Annotated in this window: 21 protein-coding genes; 9 read left to right on the forward strand and 12 right to left on the reverse strand. The window is 62.0% G+C overall.

Annotated features, from left to right (window positions below; genetic code table 11):
• Positions 1-111: 111 nt before the first annotated feature.
• The 3 genes from BM400_RS03410 to rpmH form a co-directional block, all read right to left on the reverse strand.
• A complete protein-coding gene (locus BM400_RS03410) occupies positions 112-738 on the reverse strand; it encodes an FMN-binding negative transcriptional regulator (protein ID WP_089836643.1) in 627 nt (208 codons plus the stop codon).
• 2 nt (positions 739-740) lie between these two features.
• Positions 741-1121, reverse strand: coding sequence for a cupin domain-containing protein (locus tag BM400_RS03415; protein ID WP_089836645.1), 381 nt, complete (start codon positions 1119-1121; stop codon positions 741-743).
• Between the two features lie 115 nt (positions 1122-1236).
• Positions 1237-1392 (reverse strand): 50S ribosomal protein L34, encoded by a 156-nt coding sequence (gene rpmH / locus BM400_RS03420; RefSeq protein ID WP_089836647.1) that lies wholly within the window; start codon positions 1390-1392, stop codon positions 1237-1239.
• Between the two features lie 812 nt (positions 1393-2204).
• On the opposite strand from rpmH, the gene dnaA reads away from it, so the two are divergent.
• The 3 genes from dnaA (at position 2205) to BM400_RS03435 (ending at position 4345) form a co-directional block, all read left to right on the forward strand.
• On the forward strand, positions 2205-3626 hold the full coding sequence (gene dnaA, locus BM400_RS03425) for a chromosomal replication initiator protein DnaA (RefSeq protein WP_089836649.1): 1422 nt from the start codon (positions 2205-2207) through the stop codon (positions 3624-3626).
• Positions 3627-3722: 96 nt separating this feature from the next.
• The gene (locus BM400_RS03430; RefSeq protein ID WP_089836651.1) at positions 3723-3962 is read left to right on the forward strand and encodes a type II toxin-antitoxin system Phd/YefM family antitoxin; all 240 of its coding nucleotides are present in this window, start codon (positions 3723-3725) and stop codon (positions 3960-3962) included.
• Entirely contained in the window at positions 3959-4345 is a 387-nt protein-coding gene (locus tag BM400_RS03435) for a type II toxin-antitoxin system VapC family toxin (protein ID WP_089836652.1), read from the forward strand. Before BM400_RS03430 ends, BM400_RS03435 begins: the two co-directional genes overlap by 4 nt.
• Before the next feature lie 9 nt (positions 4346-4354).
• Here BM400_RS03435 and BM400_RS03440 read toward each other — a convergent pair whose 3' ends face one another.
• Positions 4355-4921, reverse strand: a complete 567-nt coding sequence (locus BM400_RS03440) for a hypothetical protein (RefSeq protein WP_089836654.1) — start codon at positions 4919-4921, stop codon at positions 4355-4357.
• 26 nt (positions 4922-4947) lie between these two features.
• Positions 4948-5592, reverse strand: a complete 645-nt coding sequence (locus tag BM400_RS03445; protein WP_089836657.1) for an NAD(P)-dependent oxidoreductase — start codon at positions 5590-5592, stop codon at positions 4948-4950.
• A 633-nt stretch (positions 5593-6225) separates the two neighbouring features.
• Between BM400_RS03445 and dnaN the strand changes: the two genes are divergently transcribed.
• Together dnaN and BM400_RS03455 are read left to right on the forward strand one after the other, a co-directional pair.
• Entirely contained in the window at positions 6226-7407 is a 1182-nt protein-coding gene (dnaN, locus tag BM400_RS03450) for a DNA polymerase III subunit beta (protein ID WP_425432382.1), read from the forward strand.
• A 190-nt stretch (positions 7408-7597) separates the two neighbouring features.
• On the forward strand, positions 7598-8107 hold the full coding sequence (locus BM400_RS03455; RefSeq protein WP_245781657.1) for a hypothetical protein: 510 nt from the start codon (positions 7598-7600) through the stop codon (positions 8105-8107).
• Between the two features lie 55 nt (positions 8108-8162).
• Here BM400_RS03455 and BM400_RS03460 read toward each other — a convergent pair whose 3' ends face one another.
• Complete coding sequence (locus BM400_RS03460) at positions 8163-8786, reverse strand: NAD(P)-dependent oxidoreductase (protein WP_089836660.1); 624 nt, start codon at positions 8784-8786, stop codon at positions 8163-8165.
• A gap of 123 nt (positions 8787-8909) precedes the next feature.
• On the opposite strand from BM400_RS03460, the gene BM400_RS03465 reads away from it, so the two are divergent.
• The 3 genes from BM400_RS03465 to BM400_RS03475 all read left to right on the forward strand — a co-directional run bounded on the left by BM400_RS03465 (position 8910) and on the right by BM400_RS03475 (position 11294).
• Positions 8910-9350, forward strand: a complete 441-nt coding sequence (locus tag BM400_RS03465; protein ID WP_089836662.1) for an Rrf2 family transcriptional regulator — start codon at positions 8910-8912, stop codon at positions 9348-9350.
• Positions 9351-9383: 33 nt separating this feature from the next.
• Positions 9384-10583 carry an ornithine--oxo-acid transaminase gene (rocD, locus tag BM400_RS03470; protein WP_089836664.1) on the forward strand — a complete coding sequence of 400 codons (1200 nt, stop codon included), beginning with the start codon at positions 9384-9386 and terminating at the stop codon, positions 10581-10583.
• A 105-nt stretch (positions 10584-10688) separates the two neighbouring features.
• Entirely contained in the window at positions 10689-11294 is a 606-nt protein-coding gene (locus BM400_RS03475) for a ferritin-like domain-containing protein (RefSeq protein WP_089836666.1), read from the forward strand.
• A 107-nt stretch (positions 11295-11401) separates the two neighbouring features.
• Here the strand turns inward: BM400_RS03475 and BM400_RS03480 are convergent, their stop codons facing one another.
• The 6 genes from BM400_RS03480 to BM400_RS03505 all read right to left on the reverse strand — a co-directional run bounded on the left by BM400_RS03480 (position 11402) and on the right by BM400_RS03505 (position 17911).
• Positions 11402-13039, reverse strand: a complete 1638-nt coding sequence (locus tag BM400_RS03480; protein WP_089841436.1) for a 2-oxo acid dehydrogenase subunit E2 — start codon at positions 13037-13039, stop codon at positions 11402-11404.
• Between the two features lie 118 nt (positions 13040-13157).
• A complete protein-coding gene (gene lipB / locus BM400_RS03485; protein ID WP_089836669.1) occupies positions 13158-13904 on the reverse strand; it encodes a lipoyl(octanoyl) transferase LipB in 747 nt (248 codons plus the stop codon).
• 145 nt (positions 13905-14049) lie between these two features.
• Positions 14050-15501: a dihydrolipoyl dehydrogenase gene (gene lpdA, locus BM400_RS03490; protein ID WP_089836670.1), complete on the reverse strand. Its 1452-nt coding sequence runs from the start codon at positions 15499-15501 to the stop codon at positions 14050-14052.
• 126 nt (positions 15502-15627) lie between these two features.
• On the reverse strand, positions 15628-16212 hold the full coding sequence (locus BM400_RS03495; protein WP_089836672.1) for a hypothetical protein: 585 nt from the start codon (positions 16210-16212) through the stop codon (positions 15628-15630).
• A gap of 120 nt (positions 16213-16332) precedes the next feature.
• A complete protein-coding gene (hemB, locus tag BM400_RS03500; RefSeq protein ID WP_089836674.1) occupies positions 16333-17322 on the reverse strand; it encodes a porphobilinogen synthase in 990 nt (329 codons plus the stop codon).
• A gap of 22 nt (positions 17323-17344) precedes the next feature.
• Positions 17345-17911 (reverse strand): hypothetical protein, encoded by a 567-nt coding sequence (locus tag BM400_RS03505; RefSeq protein WP_141223795.1) that lies wholly within the window; start codon positions 17909-17911, stop codon positions 17345-17347.
• A 113-nt stretch (positions 17912-18024) separates the two neighbouring features.
• Here BM400_RS03505 and BM400_RS03510 point away from each other — a divergent pair, with 113 nt between their 5' ends.
• Positions 18025-20589 (forward strand): endonuclease MutS2, encoded by a 2565-nt coding sequence (locus tag BM400_RS03510; protein ID WP_425432383.1) that lies wholly within the window; start codon positions 18025-18027, stop codon positions 20587-20589.
• Positions 20590-20655 lie beyond the last annotated feature (66 nt).

A 20655-nucleotide genomic window follows, 5' to 3' on the forward strand; every position in this document is an offset into this window, starting at 1 on the left:
GGGTTTGTTTCGTCCGGTGGGTCTTAATCATTCCCGACACACCGAGTCCAGCGTTAAGTCTATTTTTCCGGAGACTTTGGAACTTTTCAGGGGGAGGGGTGCCGTCTGAGGTTAGGGCTCGACCAGAGCCTTCATGGCGAGGGCTTCGGGGGTATTGAGGTCGGCGAGGCCTTCGGCTACGCCGGCGCGGTCGGCCTGAGTGCGGTTCTGGCTCACCTTCCACTTGCCCTGAAGGGTGCGGATGGGAAGCTCGATACCGATGATCCCGCGGGACTGGCCGACGATGTAGTCGGCGGGTGCGTCGGTGATCTTCCAGGGCTTCGGGGAGGTCGCCTCGTGGATGCTCGTGAGGGTTTCGAGGTGGGTGAGAAGCCAGGACGAATCTTCGATGAACGCGATGGGGGCGTAGGCGTGGACGACCGCGTAGTTCCAGGTGGGAACTGTCCTGGGATCTTCGTGCTTACTGGGGTACCACGTGGGGCTGATGTAGTGGCGCGGGCCGGCGAAGATGGCGAGGGCGTCGATGTCCGCATGCGTGGCACGGCCCTGCAGGTTGGCCTTGGAGATGTGACCGCGCAGGGTGCCGTATTCGCCCTCTTCCGCGTGAAGGACCATCGGAAGATGGGTGGCGAAGAGGCCCTTGTCCGTCATGGTGACGAGGGTGGCGAGTGGGTGGTGGCGCATGAGGTCGTGGATGACCGGGAGGCGCTTCTCTTCGTTGAAAGGAGGGATGTACATGGCTATCCCAACTGCTCTTCGATGGAGCGGGTCTGGGAGAGCACGGTGGTGCCGGTGTGCAGCGTGGTGGTGGTCTCGATGAGGGCTATCCAGGTTTCGACGTCGGCGCTGGTGTTGTGGTGCAGGCCGGCGGGGACGACGAAGAATTCGCCAGGCTGCAGCGTGACGGGGCCGCCATCGGCCTCGGAGCGGCCTATGGTGAGGGCTCCGCGGAGGACGAGGAACATCTCGTCTTCGTGGTCGTGGGTGTGCCAGGGGAAGACGCCTTCGACGCGCGCGACCTTGATGTACTGATCGTTGACCTGGCCGAGGATGCGTGGCGACCAGAGCTCAGGCAGAGCGGAGGCGGCAGCTTCGAGCGAGATGGGCTTGGTCTGGATCATGCATCCCCCTGGTTGCAGATGAGGTTCGGCCCGGAGTGTTCGATGGCGTGTGCCGATCGACAACATCCGGGCCGAAGAAAAAGCTATGTTCCATCGCCAGAGAGGCGAGAGAGAACTAGTCGCGGAAGCCAGCGGAGACGGCGATCTTGTGACGGCCCTTGGCGCGACGGCGGCTGAGCACGGCGGCTCCGGCCTTGGTCTTCATGCGGGTAAGGAAGCCGTGGGTCTTGGCGCGGTGGCGGCGGTTGGGCTGAAAGGTACGCTTGGGCATGGAACTGACTCCTGAACCTTATTTCAAAAGGTTGCGTTCTAAAGATGTGCTTGTTCGCCGTAGAACCCGGTGGGTCTCAAAGCGCCTGTTTCAAAGCGCACCACGATCCGGGATTGCGATCTGAACGGCAGGAACATCCAAGCCGCTTCGTGTGGCGTACGACAGCAATTACTGAGTATACGCGAGTGGTGGAAAAGTGGCAATGAACCTCGCCACACCACGATGGTCCGTCATGCCGGGTGACCAGGGCGACCCTCTTCCGTGAGAGATCCCGCAGGGAGGCGGTGCAGACGACCTTGCTACCCCTTTCCGAGTCTTCCGTCAAGACTGAAAAAGGCCATTTTCCGGGGTAAAATGGGAGATGTTTTCGTGACCGGACTGGAAAACTTTTCAACCTCTTGGACAACCATTTCAAACTTCACCAGGAATGGTGCAACTCGCGGTAACCAAAGATTTTCTCGTGAAAAGGCCGAGAAAAGGGACTAGTTTTCCTGCTAGTATCAAACCCGTTCCGCAAGAAGGCTTCTTCGTTCTTTTTGCATGATTCTGGTTCGTTTTACCTGACTTACTCCCCTGCGACCCGTACGTTTGAGCGCGAGGAATTTCCGGCCAAGAAGATGTTCCCCCACTTGCCCTATTGAAGGGCAGGATGAACTTCTTGTTGCCTTTACCGGCTGTGTGCGTTTCCCCAGGGCACAGGCGGCTTGATTGAATCGCACGAACGTATGAGGCCCATGCCCCGAGGCAGACGATCCCCTTGGGTGCGTGTGGTTGTGGTGTACGACATCGTTGAAAGAAGGTTCTAAAAAAGTATGTCCTTTGTACCGACAGCAGCGGCTGTATTGAATTCATGGGTCCGTATCCTGGGCGCGCTCGAAAAGAAGATCAACCGTCAGTCGTTCGAGACGTGGCTGAAACCCACGCGGTTCTCGCACATGACGGGCCGGACGCTGTACGTGCGCATTCCGTCGGCGGAGTTTGAGAAGGTGGGCGAGAAGTATGCCGACCTGATCCAGGAGGCGATCGACAACCTCCAGTTGGACATTGAAGAAGTGATCTTCCAGACGCCGCAGCAGGATCCGGCGGCGGTTCGTCTGCGGGAAGATGGTGGGTTTGCTCCTCTGCCGAGCCACTCGTTGAATGCGCCCCGGTCGGGACGGGCGGCGGCGGGTAATGGCAGCGCGGCTCCGGAGCAGGCGCGGTTCGACTGGAACACGGCCTCGCAGTTGAATCCGCGGTATCAGTTCGATGCGTTCGTGATTGGAAGTGGGAACCAGTTCGCCATGGCTGCGTCGCAGGCGGTTGCGGAGAGGCCTTCGAAGGCTTACAACCCGCTATTCCTGTATGGCGGCGTGGGCATGGGCAAGACGCACCTGATGCATGCGATTGGCCATGACGTGAAGCGCAGGCAACCGCATGCTTCGATCTGCTATGTGAGCGGTGAGAAGTTTACGAACGAGATGATCAACTCGGTCCGGTACGACAAGATGACGTCGTTCCGGGACAAGTTCAGGAACGTCGATGTGTTGCTGATCGATGATATTCAGTTTCTCGCCGGCAAGGAGAGGACGCAGGAAGAGTTCTTCCATACGTTCAATACGCTGCACGAGAGCATGAAGCAGATTGTGATCGCGTCGGATCGGCCTCCGAAAGAATTGGCGGACTTTGAAGATCGTCTGCGGTCGCGTTTTGAGTGGGGTTTGATCGCGGATATTCAGCCACCGGATCTCGAGACGAAGGTTGCGATTCTGCAGAAGAAGGCAGAGAGCGAGCAGACGCAGTTGCCCACGGACGTCGCTTTGTTTATTGCGAGCAATGTGCGGACGAACGTGCGTGAACTTGAGGGCGCGCTGGTGCGGCTGATCGCGTGGTGCTCGATGCATGGCGTGGAGATTACGCTGCCGGTAACGCAGCAGTGCCTGAAGCAGTTCATCGATACGCAGGTAAGAAAGATCACAATCGAGGCGATTCAGAGGGCCGTAGCTGAACACTTTGGTATGCGGGTTGCTGAGTTGAAGCAGAAGAACAACTCGCGGCAGATCGTGGTGCCGCGGCAGATTGCGATGTATCTGGCCAAGCAGATGACCGAGGCCTCGTTGCCGGAGATCGGGCGTCAGTTTGGGGGCAAGCACCATACGACCGTGATGCACTCGATCTCGAAGATCGATGAGCAGAGACGGAACGATAAGGACTTGAACCGGACGATCAATAAGCTGATGGAGACGCTGAACTAAAGGCAGGGAACAGGGAGTAGGGATCAGGTCCGCTTTCGGCGGGCCTTTTTCTTGTTTGGGAGTAAACTAAGTGGAGTGAACTAAGGTGGAGGACCGATGCGGACAATCAACATCCACGAAGCAAAGACTCACCTCTCCAAACTGGTTGAAGAAGCCTTCGAAGGTGAATCGTTCATTATTGCCAAAGCCGGAAAACCAATGGTAAAGGTCACAGCACTCGACTCCCCGAAGAAGGCAAGCCGCCTCGGGTTCATGGATGGCCAGTGCTCGACTCCCGCCGACTTCGACACCATGGGCCAGGAGGAGATCATCGCTCTGTTTGAGGGGAACGGGTGAACTTCCTGCTGGACACCCACATGCTTCTTTGGGCGACTGGCGAAACCCACCTGCTACCCAGAAAGATTCGGCCTCTTCTTGCCGATCCAGCCAATGAGCTAGTCTACAGCGCGGCGAGCATATGGGAGATCGCGATCAAGAAGAGCCTGGGCAGGCCTGACTTTCAACGCGACCTGCATGTGATGCAGCGAGGACTACGCACGAACGGGTATGTCGAATTACCGGTAAGCAGCTCGCACGCCCTTGCCGTTGCAACGCTTCCGCCGATTCACAAGGATCCGTTCGATCGACTGCTCATCGCGCAAGCGCTGGTGGAGGGTATTACGTTGCTGACTGTCGATTCCATCGTGGCTCGATATCCTGGGCCGATACGGAAGGTCTAGTTATTCGAGCTAGCGAACCTTCAGGTACTTCTCGGGGATCGGCGTGGATGGCGTTTCAGCACCCCACATGATCTGCACGACCCAGTAGCGGTCGCCGTCTTTCAAGAGCTGGAAGCTGTTGATGCCTCGGGCGAAGGGTTTGGGGTCCGCTGGTGCGTGGCGGGACTCGTAGGTGCTCCACACCTCAACGAGATTGCCGTAGACCTCGACACGGTTGGCGATGGATTTTTCAAAGAAGCCCTCGGCCTCCATGCGCTTGCTGGCGCGCTCGATGTAGCCGTCGATGTCGAGCAGGGTGACGTCGGCGTGGGCGCCGCTCTCGTGGATCGGTGCCAGGCGTGCGCCGGGGACGAAGAGGGTGCGCATGCGGGTCCAGTTGCGTGGCTGGCCCTTGGGGCCGGAGATCACGTTGTAGACGGCGTTGATGGTCGATTCGATGGACCTCACATCTGCCGGCGCGGCCTTGGGCCAGTCGGGGTGCGTGGCGATGGCTCCAGCAGACTTGGGAGTCTGCGCGAAGGCTGGCAGGGCAAGCGAGAGGGCGAGCAGGGCTGGGACGAGGCGGAGACGCGTCATGGGAGTCATCCTACGCGCTTGCCTACCTACCAGGAAATGTAGACGCCGCTGCGGCTGTAGTCGGAACGGGTGAGCTGCTGCATCATGAAGTCCGCCACGTCGACGCGGCTGATGCGGCTTGCGCCGCGCGGCAGGGCATCGCGGTCGATGCGGAGCTTGTCGAGGCCTCGGCCGTCGACGTTCATGAGCATGGGCGGCATAGGCATGGTCCAGTCGAGGGTGCTTGCGGAGAGGGCCTTGTACTGGGCGATCTGGCTGGCTACGGGGTACTTGAGGAAGGTGTTGTAGACGATCTTCTGGACGAACCAGCGCCGCCATGCCGCCTGTTTGTCGAGCGAGGTGGGCTCGGCACCAGCGGAGCCCAGGGCTACGATGCGTTTGGGTCCGTTGCGCTCCATGGCGGCGACGATGAGGGGGATGGCTCGCTCGAGGACATCCTCCTTTTTCAACGAGCGAGCCCCGAGAGCGGAGAGGACGGCGTCGGCTCCGGAGAGGGTCGCCTCGATCGCCTTGGGGTCGAAGGCGTTACCCTCCACCGTCTGTACCCGGTCGCGATAGGAAAAGGAGGCGGGTGTCCGCAGCAGGGCGGTGACGGTGTAACCGGCGGCAAGACAGCGCTCGGTGAGTAGTTTGCCGGTTGCTCCGGAGGCTCCAAAGAGCGCGATTCGCATGGTTGTCTTCTCCTCGTTCAGAAACGGGCCTCAGATGGTTGTACCCGGTTTTTCCTCAGCCCGTGCGCCGGCCTGTGAACAATGTGGGCCGGGTAAACAACTGATTCCAGATTTGTTGGATGCCCTTCCCACGATTTCCGCCTAGTCTTCTCAGCATTGTGAAGAAAGCCGTGTGCGAAATGTGGAATCTGCGGTACCGATCTTTTGATTTCCTCCCAGTCTTACCTGCTCTCCTTTTTTGCACACCGGGTTTTCTAAACTGGGGGCACAGGCTAAGAGTTTTGGTTTGTTTGGTTTAAGTTGGTTATCCACATTTGAAGCGCAAACGGTTACTGCTTCTAGCACTCTCTATCCTTTTTCCTCTGTATTCGTAGAAGCAGTCGCTCGACCTGAAGTTTGGGAAGCAGCATGAGGGAAAGACCTTCGCTCCCTCGGGCGTTCCCGGCTTGCTCCGGCCTGAGCATCGGGCGGCCCCGCAACCCACATACGTTCGCGGTTTCCCACAAAGAAAGCTGTCGCTTCCGCAGGGCATTCCTCCATAGAATCGAAGCTGTTGGCGGGCCTGGCGGCGTGAAGGGTGGCCCGTGCTGTAGAGTTTTTTTAGTACCCCGTTTACCTCTTGGAGATGCAATCGTGAGCACATCAGTCCCGAACCTTGAAAGCCCCGTCGCCCAGGCCCCTACCGGCAACCTTGAACTGACCGTCTCGCGCGCCGAGTTACTGCGCGAGCTGACGGCGGCGCAGTCGGTGGTGGAGCGCAAGACGACGATCCCGATCCTGTCGAACTTTCTCTTCGAGGCGACCGAGGATGGCAAGCTCACCATCACGGCTACGGATCTCGACCAGTCGCTGCGCACGAGCTGCACGGCCAAGGTGAAGAAGCCGGGTGCCTGCACGATTCCGGCACGCAAGCTGTACGACTACATCAAGTTGCTGCCCGAAGGTGACATCTCGATCAAGCTGATGGACAACCACTGGGTGCAGATTCGCGCAGGCCGCTCGAACACCAAGATGGTGGGCATGGCGCGAGCGAACTTCCCACAGGTTCCGGAGTTTCCGGCGTCTGGCGCGTTCAAGATCTCGGTGCCGTCGCTGAAGGGCATGATCGCGAAGACGATCTTTGCGATCTCGAACGAGGAGTCGCGGTACACGCTGAACGGCGCGCTGCTGGTGATCAAGGCCGAGTCGATGGCGATGGTGGCGACCGACGGTCACCGCCTGGCGCATGTGGAGAAGCTGGGCGAGACGATCGAGGGCGTGTCGGGCGAGAAGAAGACGCTGATCCCGCGCAAGGCGCTGGCGGAGCTTTCGAGCCTGCTTGGCTCGACGGAGGCCGATACGCTGGAGTTCGGCGATGACGAACAGACGCTGTTCTTCAAGGTAGGCGGACGCGTCCTGACCAGCCGCAAGCTGACCGGGCAGTTTCCAAACTACGAGGCTGTGCTGCCGCGCGATAACAATAAGTTCGTGATCGTGCGGTCGGAAGACCTGATGGGCTGCATCCAGCGCGTGGCGCAGTTTGCCGATGAGCGCTCAGGCGCGATCAAGATCCGGCTCGAGCAGAATGAGCTCAAGTTATCCTCATCTTCCACAGATGCCGGTGAATCCGAGGACACGATCGAGACGCCATATAACTACGATCCGCTTGTGGTTGGCTTCAACTCGCAATACCTGATCGACTTCCTGAAGGCGATCGGCACGCAGGGTGAGGTGCGGCTGGAGTTCAAGGACGCGCAGTCGGCCGGGCAGATGCGGCCCGAGGATGGCAATGAGGATGTGAAGTATCGGTACATCCTGATGCCCATGAGGATCTGAGGTACTTCGTACCGTGGATCGCGGCTTCCGCCGCAAAAGACTAAAAGACAGCAGCTACACGGTTGGGCTTTCGGGCTCGACCGTTTAGTTTTTAAGGTGGCTGGGCATCGTTATTTGCCGCCTTTGAGTCTCACTTCCTAGTTGGCCTGCGGCTTCGCGGCCACATTGACAAAATTTTTTGGAGCTTCGCGTGACGAAAACGAACGCTGTTTTGATGCTTGGGCTTTGTCTTGCGGCCGGGGCCGTATTGTCCGCGCAGGAATCGATGCCGTCGCAGATGATGGGCAGTTGGAAGATTGTGCGTACGCTGCCGACGAAGACTCCCGGATGCTGGGATGGTGCGAAGGATCTGGTTGGATCGACGTTGACTTATAGCCCCCGGGCCATGCGGTGGCGTGGCGGATCGGTGCCGTTGACGGGCGTGGTAACCCGCTCGCTGACGAATGAGACCTTTCAGCAGGAGAGCGAGAGCGCGTTCGGCGCGCCGCTTACGCTGGCGGATCTGAGGATCATGAGCCCAAAGGTGATGGAAGTCGACCTGCAGCATGAAGACGCCGATGTGACCGGCGCCACGACCGAGGTTCCCGGGGATTCCGTGCTTCTGGTGGGCCGGAACACGATCGTGGTGAGCGCGTGCGGGACGTACTTTGAGGCGACGCGGGTAGCGGCCGGGATCAAGACGACGAAGACCGGCCTCTAGATTGACGGGACTGTTTGAGGCGCATGCCCCTTGAGCGGGACATGCGCCTTTTGCTTTAGTAGCCGATGGTGAAACGGGCGCGGCGGTGTTTGGGCGTTTCGAGCTCGTCGACCAGGGCGATGGCGTAGTCCTCCAATGAAATGCGGGAGTCGTGCTTCTCATCGGCGATGAGAGTGTCGGTGCCGAGGCGGAACTTGCCGGTGCGTTCGCCGGGGACGAAGAAGGCAGCGGGGCTGAAGTAGGTCCAGTCGATCGACGAGGCCTTCAGCAGATCGAGCGCCTTGGCATGCGAGCTGGCGATGGCGACCCACTCCTGCGGCAGGTGGCCGGAGGCGAGCAGCGTCACGCCCGGGGCGACTTCGAGCGAGGCGGCTCCGCCGACCACGATGAGGCGCGGGCTTCCGGGGTAGGAGAGCGCGGCGACCTGGCGCTCCGTGACGCCGATGACCTGGTCGGTGTCGTCCTGCGGCGGAGCGTAGGCGCTGACGACGGCGTCGGCACCTTTGACGGTGGCGGCGATCCTGGCGACGTCGCTGAGGTCGTCCTGTACGGCTTCCACGCCCGCAGGCAGGGACGCGGTGTTGCGGGCAACGGCTACGACCTGGTGTCCGCGTGAGGTGAGTTCGGTGAGGATGCGGCTGCCGGACTTGCCGGTTGCGCCATAGAGAACGACTTTCATGGTGGTGACTCCCTTCAGATTGCGCTGCTGGAGAGTAGATGCAGCTCGAATCGTTCTCGTAACAAAAAAAGTTACGATGATTTAGGATGAACCAATCGCGCTCTCCTGCGACTCTAAAATCTGATGAATTCGCGCTTCTCGATCGCCGCTCATATCCTGACGCTGCTGGCCTCGACGCCGGGAGAGCGGATGACCTCGGAGTGGATTGCGGGCAGTGTGGGGACGCATGCGGTGGTCATCCGGCGGCAGTTGGCGCTGCTGCGGCGGGCTGGGCTGGTGGGCTCGAAGGGGTCGACGGGTGGCGGGTGGCTTCTGCTGCGAGCCCCGGAGGCGATCACGCTGGCTGAGGTGAGGCGCGCGCTGGGCGAGGAGGCGAGCTTCCGGATGCATCAGGAGCCGAATCCGGAGTGCATGGTGGGGCAGGGCGTGAAGGGCGCGCTCGAGGATGTCTACGCGGATGCCGAAGCGGCGGTGGACCGGAGCCTGGAGGGGTGGACGCTGTCCGACCTTCTGGACAGGACGCGTGTGCGGGGGAAAAGTTCGTCCAGTAAGACACAGGTCTGAGCCAGGCTGTCGAAAAGTGAGGCAGAATAGGGTATGCAAGCCCTTACGAAAGACTTCATCGAGCTCGAAGAGCGGTACGGAGCCCATAACTACCATCCCCTGGACGTCGTGGTCGAGCGCGCCAGCGGATCGTGGGTGACCGACGTCAACGGAAAGCGGTATCTCGACTGTCTCGCGGCCTACTCGGCCGTCAACCAGGGCCATTGTCACCCGCGGATCCTCGAGGCGATGGTGGAGCAGGCGCAGCGTGTGACGCTGACTTCGCGCGCGTTTCGTAACGATCAGTTGCCGCTGTTCTACGAGGAGATGCATGCGCTGACGGGCTTTGAGATGACGCTGCCGATGAACTCGGGTACCGAGGCGGTGGAGTCGGCGATCAAGGTGGCGCGGAAGTGGGGCTACCAGGTGAAGGGCATCCCGGAGGGGAAGGCCGAGATCATCTGCTGCACAAACAACTTTCATGGGCGGACGATCTCGATCGTCAGCTTCTCGTCCGATGAGCAGTACCGCGAGGGGTTCGGACCGTATCTGCCGGGATTCAGGGTGATTCCGTTTGGCGATGCTACCGCGCTGCGGGATGCGATTACGCCGAATACGTGCGCGTTCCTGGTGGAGCCGATCCAAGGCGAGGCTGGCGTGCTGATTCCGCCGGACGGCTTCCTGGCGGAGGCTTCGGCGATCTGCAAAGAGCACAACGTGCTCTTCATGGCGGACGAGATTCAGTCGGGGCTGGGGCGTACGGGCAAGCTGTTCGCCTATATGCACGAGGGCATCGTGCCGGATGTGCTGATCGTCGGCAAGGCGCTTTCGGGTGGGTTTTACCCGGTGTCGGCGGTGCTGGCTTCGCGGGAGATCCTGGGTGTGTTGCATCCGGGCGATCACGGCAGCACCTTTGGCGGCAATCCGCTGGCGTGCGCGATTGCGCGGGCGGCGCTGAAGGTGATCGTCGAGGAGAAGCTGTCGGAGCGGTCGGCGGAGCTGGGCGTGGAGTTTCTGGCGCGTCTGAAGCGCATTGAGAGCCCTCTGATCGAGCAGGTGCGCGGTCGTGGACTCTGGATTGCCATGGAGCTGAAGGGCGCGGCGCGACCGGTGTGCGAGGCGTTGATGGAGGAAGGAATCCTCTGCAAGGAGACGCACTTCAACGTGATTCGCTTTGCGCCGCCGCTGACGATCGATCGTGAGGATCTGGAGTGGGCTGGCGACCGGATCGAGGCTGTGCTGACACGGCGGTAGGTTTATCGAGAGACATAAGGCTCCTGTGGCCAACTGAAAAACGTGGATCAGCCTCTAAACAGAGGCGATATTCGCGCACGATCAGTTGGGCCACAGGAGTTTTTTATGAGTCTGCAGGATGTATTTCTCGAAGAGCTTCGCGATCTCTACAGCGCGGAGAACCAGTTGGTGAAGGCTTTGCCGAAGATGGCGAAGGCCACCAAAACCGAATCGCTGAAGACCGCGTTTACCAATCATCTTGAAGAGACCAAGGGTCAGGTCGAGCGCCTGAAGCAGGCGTTCCAGATCCTGGGCAAGAAGCCGACGGGCCAGCACTGCAACGGCATGGAAGGCGTTGTGGAAGAGGGCAAGGACGCGATCGAGTCCGATGAGGAAGGCGCGACCAAGGACGTCGAGTTGATCGGTGCCGCGCTGCGCGTGGAGCACTACGAGATCGCCGGATATACTGCGGCGATCGCCATTGCGAAGTCGCTTGGTCAGAAGGAGATCGCAGCGCTGCTGAACGCCAACCTGCAGGAAGAGGTTGCCGCCGGCAAGCTGCTGCTGGGCGAGAGCAAGCCTGCTCTGGCTGGCGCCGCCTCCGCAAAGGACGCGACCAAGGCGGAGAAAAGCGACACCCCGAAGACCGCGAAGGAAAGGGAATCGAAGAAGAAGAGCGAGCAGGATCAGGCTGCGGCCGCTCCTGCGCTGAAGAAAAGTGCGAAGGCGTAACCGCTTGTCGCACGAAAAGAAAAATCCCCGCCGGGTTGGCGGGGATTTCTTTTGCCTGCAGCGTGTTGCCGGTTCTGGAGAAAGCTTCTTGTTGAGAAGCCTTTTCTTTATCCGATATCTTCCGACCAGTTCTCGAGATACGCCTTGAAGTCCGACATGAATTTGCCGGCGTCCGCGCCGTCGACGATGCGGTGATCGAAGCCGAGCGTGAAGCGCTGCACGTTGCGGATGGCGATGGTGTCCTGGCCATCCTTATCGGTAAGGACGAGGGCTTCCTTGTTCAGGCCGCCCACGCCGAGGATCGCGGCCTGGGGCTGGTTGATGATCGGCGTGCCGAACTGCTCGCCGAAGATGCCTGCGTTGGTGATGGTGAAGGTGCCGCCGGAGACTTCGTCCGGAGCGAGCTTCTTGTTGCGGGCGCGATCGGCGAGATCGACGATGGAGCGCGCGACGCCGAGGAAGTTCTTCTCCTCGCAGCCCTTGATGACGGGAACGATGAGGCCCCAGTCGAGCGCGACGGCGATGCCGATGTTGATGTTGCGGTTATAGAGGATCGCATCGCCCTGAATGGCGGCGTTGACCACCGGATGCTTCCGCAGCGCATTGACCGCGGCGCGCGTGATGAAGGGCATGTACGTGAGCTTGGTGCCGTTGCGCTGCTCGTACTTGTTCTTCTCCTTCTCGCGGAGCTTGACGATGCGGGTCATGTCCACCTTGAAGATGGTGTGGACGTGCGGGCTGGTGTGCTTGGACTCGACCATGCGCTTGGCGATGATGGCGCGCATCTTGGTCATGGGGACGAGCTCGCCGGGCTGAGGCGTCGCAGCCGCCGCAGCGGGCTTGGCAGCAGCAGGAGCCGGTGCCGCCGGTGCGGGAGCAGCCGCAGGAGCCACGGGAGCGGGCTTCGCCCCGCCCTCGAGATGACCGACGATGTCGGCTTTGGTGATGCGGCCCGATGCGCCTGTGCCCGAAAGCTCAGCCAGATTGACGTTGTTGTCGGAGGCGATCTTGCGCACCAGCGGCGAGGAGACGATGCGCCCGCCCTCGGAGGCCTGGGCATTTGCCGGGGTAGCGGGAGCGGCAGCAGCAGGCGCCGGAGCGGCGGCGGCAGGCTTCGCGGCCGGGGCAGCAGCGCCACCGCCGATGACGGCGACCACGGTGTTGATCGTCACCGTCGAGCCTTCGGGAACCTTGATCTCGGTCAGCTTGCCAGCGACGGGCGAGGGGATCTCCGCGTCGACCTTGTCGGTGGAGATCTCGAAGATGGGCTCGTCGCGCTGGACGGTGTCGCCAACCTTCTTCAGCCACTTGGTGATGGTGCCCTCGGTGATGGACTCGCCCATCTGCGGCATCAGAACCTCGGTGCCGGCGGCAACGGGCTCCACGGCGGAGGGGTTGTCCGGTGTCTCGTTGGCGGAGGGCAGATCGACGGCTGCGGGCGTCGTGGAGTCGACCACGGGCGTCGCGGCAGTCTCAGCGGTGGGCGCAGTGCTCGCCGAAGCAGTTCCGCCCTCTTCGATAGAGCAGACGACCGTGTTGATCTCGACGGTGGCGCCTTCCGCGATCTTGATCTCTTTCAGAATGCCGGCTGCGGGCGAGGGGATCTCGGCGTCGACCTTGTCGGTCGAGATCTCAAAGAGCGGCTCATCGCGCTGGACGGCTTCGCCGACCTTCTTCAGCCACTTGGTGATGGTGCCTTCGGTGATGGATTCGCCCATCTGGGGCATGACTACGTCGGTCGGCATGAGGCTCCTCTTCATTACAACGGCGTCCGCGCGGATTCGTGCTCCGCACGCGGCGCGACATGGAAATTATAGTGCTGTGGAATAGACCGTGTCGTCCGGCAGCTGCCCGGTTGTTCTATTACCGGACGGTTTGGGCGATTTCTGGCGTGCCCAGCAACTCGTCGAGCGAGTTGACCCATAGCATCTGCCGTTCAAAGACGCGACCGAGGTTGCGGGCGGTGACGTTGAGCGCGTTCTCCATGGTGGGTGCAAGACGGGCTGCGTCCGCCTCCATCTCAAGGCTGGTGACGGTGCGGTCGGAGATGCCGCAGGGGACAATCCACTCGAAGTCGCGCAGGTCGGTGGTGACGTTGAGCGCGAAGCCGTGCGAGGTGACGCCCTGCGAGACGTGAACGCCGATGGCGGCGATCTTCTTCTCGCGGATGCTGCCGCCGGCGATCGTCCATACCCCGGTGAGCTTGCAGATGCGCTGCGTCATGACGCCGAAGTCGCCGCAGGTGCGGATAAGCGCCTCTTCAAGCAGGCGGACGAAGTCCACGGGTCCGAGATGCGGCCCGCGTTTGCCGGGCAGGTCGCCGCGCAGGTCGATGATGGGGTATCCGATGAGCTGTCCGGGGCCGTGGTACGTCACGTCGCCGCCGCGGTTGATCTCGTGGATGACGACCCCTTTGCTGGTGAGCAGTTCGTCCGAGGCAAGGATGTTGGAGCGATGCGCGTTGCGGCCCAGGGTGAGCACGGGCGGGTGTTCGAGCAGGAGGAGCGTGTCGGCGATGGCCCCGGCCTTGCGTGCGGCGATCACCCTTTGCTGGATGGCAAGGGCTTCGTCGAAGGGGATGCGGCCTAAGGAGAGCAGATTGATGTGCATGATGGCTTACGAGCGGAATAACCCTGAACGGAATGGATGAGTTCAACTTTGTAGGTCACGCCGACCTTCATCTCCAGTATAAAGACCTTCACAATCACAAAGCCCCGCCGCATGGACGGGGCTTTGTGACGCCTGGGCGGCAAAACTACACGTTGACGGCCATGCCCTCGACGCTGGAGAAGCCGTCAAGCAGGCTTTCGGCGAGCGTTGGGTGAGCGTGGATGGTGAACATCATCGCCTCGACGGTCGCTTCGAGCTCGATCGCCGTGACGCACTCGGAGATGATCTCCGTCGCCTGCGGTCCGATGATGTGAACTCCCAGGATCTCGCCGTACTTGGCATCCGAAACCACCTTCACGAAGCCGTCGTGCGAATCGACGATGGTGGCCTTGGAGTTGCCGACGAATGGGAACTTGCCCACCTTCACCTGGTAGCCCTTCTCCTTGGCCTGCGCCTCGGTGAGGCCCACCGACCCGATCTGCGGATCGCAGTACGTGCAGCCCGGAATGCGATTGCGATGCACGGGGCGGGCATACTTGCCCGACAGCTTGGCCGCGACCACCAGGCCCGACATGGCACCGACGTGCGCAAGTTGCGGCAGACCGGCGACGATATCGCCGATCGCGTAAAGGCCGGGCTCCGACGTCTCCATCCACTCGTTGGTGGAGATGAAGCCGCGATCGAGCGTGATGCCGACCTTATCCAGACCCGCGTCGTAGGTGCGTGGCGCACGGCCTACCGCGACGAGAACCTTCTCGGCAGTCTTGGTCTGCTGCTTGCCGTTCGAATCGGTAAAGGTGACGACCGCGCCGTCGGCGGTCTTGTCGATCTTGTCCACCTTCGACGAGGTGAAGATCTCAATGCCGCGCTTCTTGTAGAGGCGTGTGAGTTCCTTCGAGATGTCCTCGTCTTCGACGTTCACGATGCGGGGCAGCGCCTCGATGATGGTGACGTCCGCGCCAAAGCTCTTGAAGACCGAGGCGAACTCGACGCCAACGGCACCTGCGCCGATGACGACCAGCGACTTCGGCATCGCGGGCAGCGACAGGATCTCAATGTTGGTCAGGATCGTCTGGTCGGCTTTGTAGCCGGGCAGCATACGCGCGTCGGAGCCGGTCGCGATCACGACCTTCTTGCCCAGCACGGTGGTCTTGGTCTGCAGAGCCGAACCGGCACCCGCCGTGGCCTTGTCCTCGGCCGTCACGTCGACGGTGAAGACACCGGCCTTCGCCGGACCGGTCAGGCGGCCATGTCCGCGCACGACCGTGATCTTGTTCTTCTTCATCAGGAAGTCGAGACCCTTGGTGTGCTTCACGATGATGTCGTTCTTGCGCTGCAGCAGGTTTGCCCAGTTCAGCTTGGGCTGGTCCACGTTGTCGATGCCGTACTTGGTGGCGTGCTTGATGTGGTCCCAGATCTCGGCCGAGAAGAGCATCGCCTTGGTGGGGATGCATCCCCAGTGAAGGCATGTTCCGCCGAGCAGGTCCGTCTTCTCGATGAGAGCGACCTTCAATCCGTACTGTGCGGCGCGAATCGCGCAGGTGTAGCCCGCGGGCCCGCCGCCCACGACGACCAGGTCAAAAATTGTGTCTGCCAAGGAGTACTCCGTTCTCGGGCACATGGGCTTTGCGCACCGGCGTGCCTACGGAATAATTTTACGCTCCGCGTCAAGGGAAGGGCAGGGAAGCGTATCGAGAGGAGTGTTCTAAGCCTTAGTGCGGCCTTAGTGCGCTGGGCTCTGAAGCCAGCGCTTGGCCAGCATCTCGGCCGTCAGGGGAGCCGACGCAGCCTTGGTGGCAGGAGCCTGCTCGACCTTCGCTTCGGCGCGTTTCTGCGTATTTTCACGCACCTGCGCGGCGGGAATAAACACCGGACCGGTGGGCACGGGGCTTACCAGCGCGCTGGGCAGCGGAACATGCTTTCGCCGCAGAGCCGGAATCGCGGTCTGGATCTCGGCGACCGCACGCTGCGCGGTGGCGACGACCGCGCGGCTGGCGGAAACCTTGGTCACGGCCACGACCGGAGCCTCGACAACGACCGGCATGGGGGATGCCTCAGGCGCCTCGGGGAGAGCCGCCGCGGCTTCGATCTCGGGGGTGGAGGTGAAGAGGCTCGGTGTGAGCTCAACTCTTTTCTTCTTGATTCGGATTGCGGGCCTTACTTTCTTCGTCTTGACGACTTGATCTTTCGAGGTCTGATGCAGAACTTCGACGACCGCGTTGTGATACGGGGTGCTGAGAAGCTTTCGAGCCGCGTGGAGACGCTCCAGGCAGGCATCGATCATGGCGATGATATGGCCGTACTGCATCGCAGGCAATTCTACTCCGTACTGATGAGACTGGTTTTCCTCAGAATTTGTTGCAGGAAAACACAGTATTTTTGCAGGCTGGCCAGGACTCCGCCAGGAAGGGGAAGCAGCGCTTCCGTCCTACGCCAGCACCTTCGCCGCCTCCAGCGCAAAGTACGTCACGATAAAGTCCGCGCCTGCCCTGCGGATGCCCAGCAGCGACTCCATCATCGTGCGTTCCGGCTCCAGCCAGCCACGCTCGAACGCCGCGTGCATCATGGAGTATTCGCCCGAAACCTGGTATGCGCCCATGGGCAGGTCGTAGCGCTCACGAGCCGCGCGAATCACGTCGAGGTACGGCATTGCTGGCTTCATCAGCAGCATGTCCGCGCCCTCGGCGATGTCCTGGTCGATCTCCCGCATGGCTTCGCGCATATTGGCGCCGTCCATCTGGTAGCTGCGCCGGTCGCCGAACTGCGGAGCGGAATCGGCCGCCTCGCGGAACGGCCCGTAGAACGCTGAGGCGAACTTCGCGGCGTAGCTCATGATCGGCGTATCCTGCAGGCGAGCCTCATCCATGGCCTCTCGCATGGCGGCGATGCGGCCGTCCATCATGTCTGAGGGCGCAACGATGTCCGCCCCAGCCTCGGCGAGTGAGACCGCTGTCTTCGCCAGCAGCGCCACAGAAGGGTCATTGTCGATGTGGTAGTGATCGCCATCCCTCTGCACCACGCCGCAATGCCCATGCGAGGTGTACTCGCAGAGACACACATCGGCGATGGTGACCAGCGATTTCAGGCTGCTCTGCCGCTTGATGGCGCGCAGAGCCGTCTGCGGAATGCCGTCTTCCGCCCACGCACCCGTGCCAAGCTCATCCTTCTCCGCCGGCAGCCCAAACAGCAGCAGCCCGCCCACACCCAGCGACGCAGCCAGCTCCGCCTCTTTCAAGGCCTCGTCGACCGAAAGATTGAAGACGCCCGGCATCGAACGGATGGGCTTGCGCACGCCCTCTCCGGGGCAGATGAACAACGGATAGATCAGGGCTTCGGGGCGTAGGTGTGTCTCGCGGACGAGCGACCGCATCGCTTCGGTCTTGCGCAGACGGCGCATCCGCGTTTGAGGAAAGTTCATACCCTCTAGTTTAGTCCCGAGCTCAGAAACCCGGCCGCGAGGTATCCGCGATCGTGTCGTACTCCACCGCCGAAGCAGCGGGTGCCAGCACCCAAAGCGTAAAGATGCTCAAGCCTGCTCCGAACGGGAAGACGCTGATCATGGAGAGAATACTCATCACGATCGCCATCGTGCGTCCCCACGGCCTGCGCTTGTACAGCCCGTACGCGACCATCAGCGAGAGCGCCGTCATCACCACCGTCGTGGTCAGCGTAAAGGGCATCATGGCCGAAAGAAACGGGCCTCCGTTGCCGAACGGAAAGTGATGGCCGAATCCGCCTCCCCCGCGTATCCACGACCGCAGAAAGAACATGCCAACCATGCCCTTGGCGAAGCGCAGGACCGCAAGCCCCACCCACAGGAGGCTCAGGATCTGAAGATTGCGCTGCACCCGCGGCGAAGCCTGCACATAGGGTGCATATCCCGGTGGCGGCGCCGCGTAACCGTATCCCGGCGGCGGAGGTCCCAGAGGCCCAACGAGGCGCGCACCGCACTGACGGCAAAAGCTGCCGACGCCATCGAAAGGAGCACCACAGGTTGGGCAAGTCATCGCAACACCTCCGCGGGAACCAGGTGGGATATCACAGATCCCGTCTGTATAACCTACGCGAAACCCACCGATTCGGTTCAACACAAATATCCCACGCGCATACGATAAAGAGTGTGAACCCGTCGAACCTGCTTCCCCTGATCCCGTCCCCGCTTGCCCAATCCAGCTCCGCCGCCCTGCAGTGGCCTATGCTGCGCGAACATATCGCCGGCCACACCTTTTCGCCGCTCGGCCGCGCCTGGATGCTCGCGCTCGAGCCCAGCGCGGACCTCCTCTGGATCGAAACCCAGCAGCAGCGCACCGACGAGTGGCGGCGCTTCCTCACGCGCGGCGGCAGCTTCGACTTCCACGGCCTCTTCGACCCCACGGCGCTGCTCGAAAAGGGTCGTATCGAAGGATCCGCGCTCGAAGGCCTCGAAATCCGCGATCTCCTCGAAGTCGTGGAGCGCGTAGCCGCCTGGCGCAACCTCCTCACCAACGCCCCCGCCGAAGGACAGCGCAACTGGCCCGGCATCGTCGCCCTCTCGGAGCGCCTGCTCGGCTACGATCTTGCCAACCTCCTCCGCATGCTGCGCGGCAAGATCGAGCCCGATGGCTCCCTCTCCGACGACGCCAGCCCCGAGCTACGCCGCATCCGCCGCGCCATGGAGCGCCAGCACCGCGCCATCGAAGAGAGCCTCCGCAAGGCGCTCCGCAGCTTCTCCGACGGAGGTTCCACACAGGACGAGCTCATTACGGTCCGTGGCGAGCGCTTCGTCATCCCCGTCAAGGCGGAGTTCAAGCGGAAGGTCCCCGGCGTCATCCACGGCTCATCGTCCACAGGTCAAACCGTCTTCGTGGAGCCCTTCGAGACCATCGAGCAGAACAACGAGCTCGTCCGCCTGCTCGACGAAGAGCAGGGCGAGATTCACCGCATCCTCGTCGCCATGACCCGCGCCCTCGCCGCCGATGCCACGCCCATCCTGCTCGGCACAGCCATCCTCGCTGAGGTCGAGGCACACTCCGCCCGTGCTCGCTTCGCACAGGATCTCGACTGCGTCCGCCCGCGCTTCAGCGTGCCCGGCGCCAAGCCCATTCCATCCGGCATCAAGGGCGTCATGGACGAGCCCGCCGCCGTCGGCCTCTCGCTCAAGTCCGCCCGCCACCCTCTGCTCGAACTCCGTATGCGCCGCGACCATCGCGCCCGCCAGCTCGAAGAGGGAAGTGACCCAACTTCCTCACCCGGTCCCACGCCCCTCACCCTCGCGCTCGAGCCCGAGGCCCGCCAGCTCATCATCTCCGGCCCCAACACAGGCGGCAAAACGGTAGCCCTCAAGACCACCGGCCTCCTCGCTCTCATGGCCCAGGCCGGCATTCCCGTGCCCGCCAACGAGGCGATCCTGCCTCTCTTCACCGGCATCTACGCCGACATCGGCGACGCGCAGTCCATCGAATCGAACCTGTCCAGCTTCTCCGCGCACATCGTCAACGTCAACCGCATCGCCGCCGAGGCCACCGAAGACTCCCTCGTCCTGCTCGACGAGCTAGGCTCAGCCACCGACCCCGAAGAGGGCGCAGCCCTCGCGGTCGCCATCGCCGGACACTTCCTGCGCCTGCGTACCTGGTGCTGCATCACGACTCACCTCACCTCGCTCAAGGTCTATGCGGCGAATAACAAGGGCGTCCTCAACGCAGCCGTCGGCTTCAACCAGCAGACCCTCACCCCCACCTACGAACTCCGCCTCGGCGTCCCTGGAGCCTCCGCAGGCCTCAACATCGCCTCCCGCCTCGGCCTCGCGCCCGACATCCTCGCCGAAGCCCGCGCCCAGATGACCACGCAGACCGCGGACATTGGCGCCTTCCTCGACCAGCTCCACGAGCAGCTCGCCGCCGCCCAGACCGAGCGCCTCGCCCTCCGCCAGCGCGAACAGGAACTCACGCGCGAACGCCTCCGCGTCGAAACCGAGGGCCGCGCCGAGCAGAAGCAGCGCACCCGCGAGCTCGAAAAGAAGCTCCACACCCTGCTCGAAGACTTCGCCTACCAGCTCAAGGAGACCGTCAAGAGTATCGACGATAAGAAGGCCGCGCAAAAGCTCTCACGCGACTCCGATTTGCGCATGTCCCGCCTGCGCCGCGAGTTCTCCGAGCAATTCAACTCAACCGTCGTCGCCCACACCACCGGAGCCGACAAGAACGACCCGCACGCCGTCCCGCACCAGCCCAAGGGCATCAAGGTCGGAGATTTGGTGAAGCTGAAGAGCCTCGGCCGCCAGGCCCGCGTAGACCGTCTCATCGACGCCCGTACGTACGAGGTCTCGATTGGCCCTATGAAGATGCGCGCCACCATCGAAGACATCGCCGAGGTCGAAACCGTCAAGGCCGTCACGCCCCTCGAAGCCGCCAAGCGTCGCGGCGGCATCACCGTCTCCACCAAGAACGAGGATCTCGACTACACCCCGTCCGAGATCAACGTCATCGGCCGCACCGCCGACGAGGCCCAGCAGGAGGTCGAGCGCTACCTCGACCGCGCCTTCCTCGCCGGCCTGCCAAGAATCCGCATCGTCCACGGCACCGGCATGGGCATCCTCCGCCGCACGCTGCGCGACTACCTCAAGAGCCACCCCCACGTAGCCACCTTCTCCGAACCCGCGCAGAACATGGGCGGCCAGGGTGCCACCGAGGTTGAACTACGCCAGTGAAGCACGCCTTGTTGGTTGTCATTCCCAAAGGGAATCTGCGGTTGAAAGCGCCACCAAACCGGGTGC

Origin of the sequence: Granulicella pectinivorans (assembly GCF_900114625.1) — a bacterium.
Taxonomy (GTDB): Bacteria; Acidobacteriota; Terriglobia; order Terriglobales; family Acidobacteriaceae; genus Edaphobacter; species Edaphobacter pectinivorans.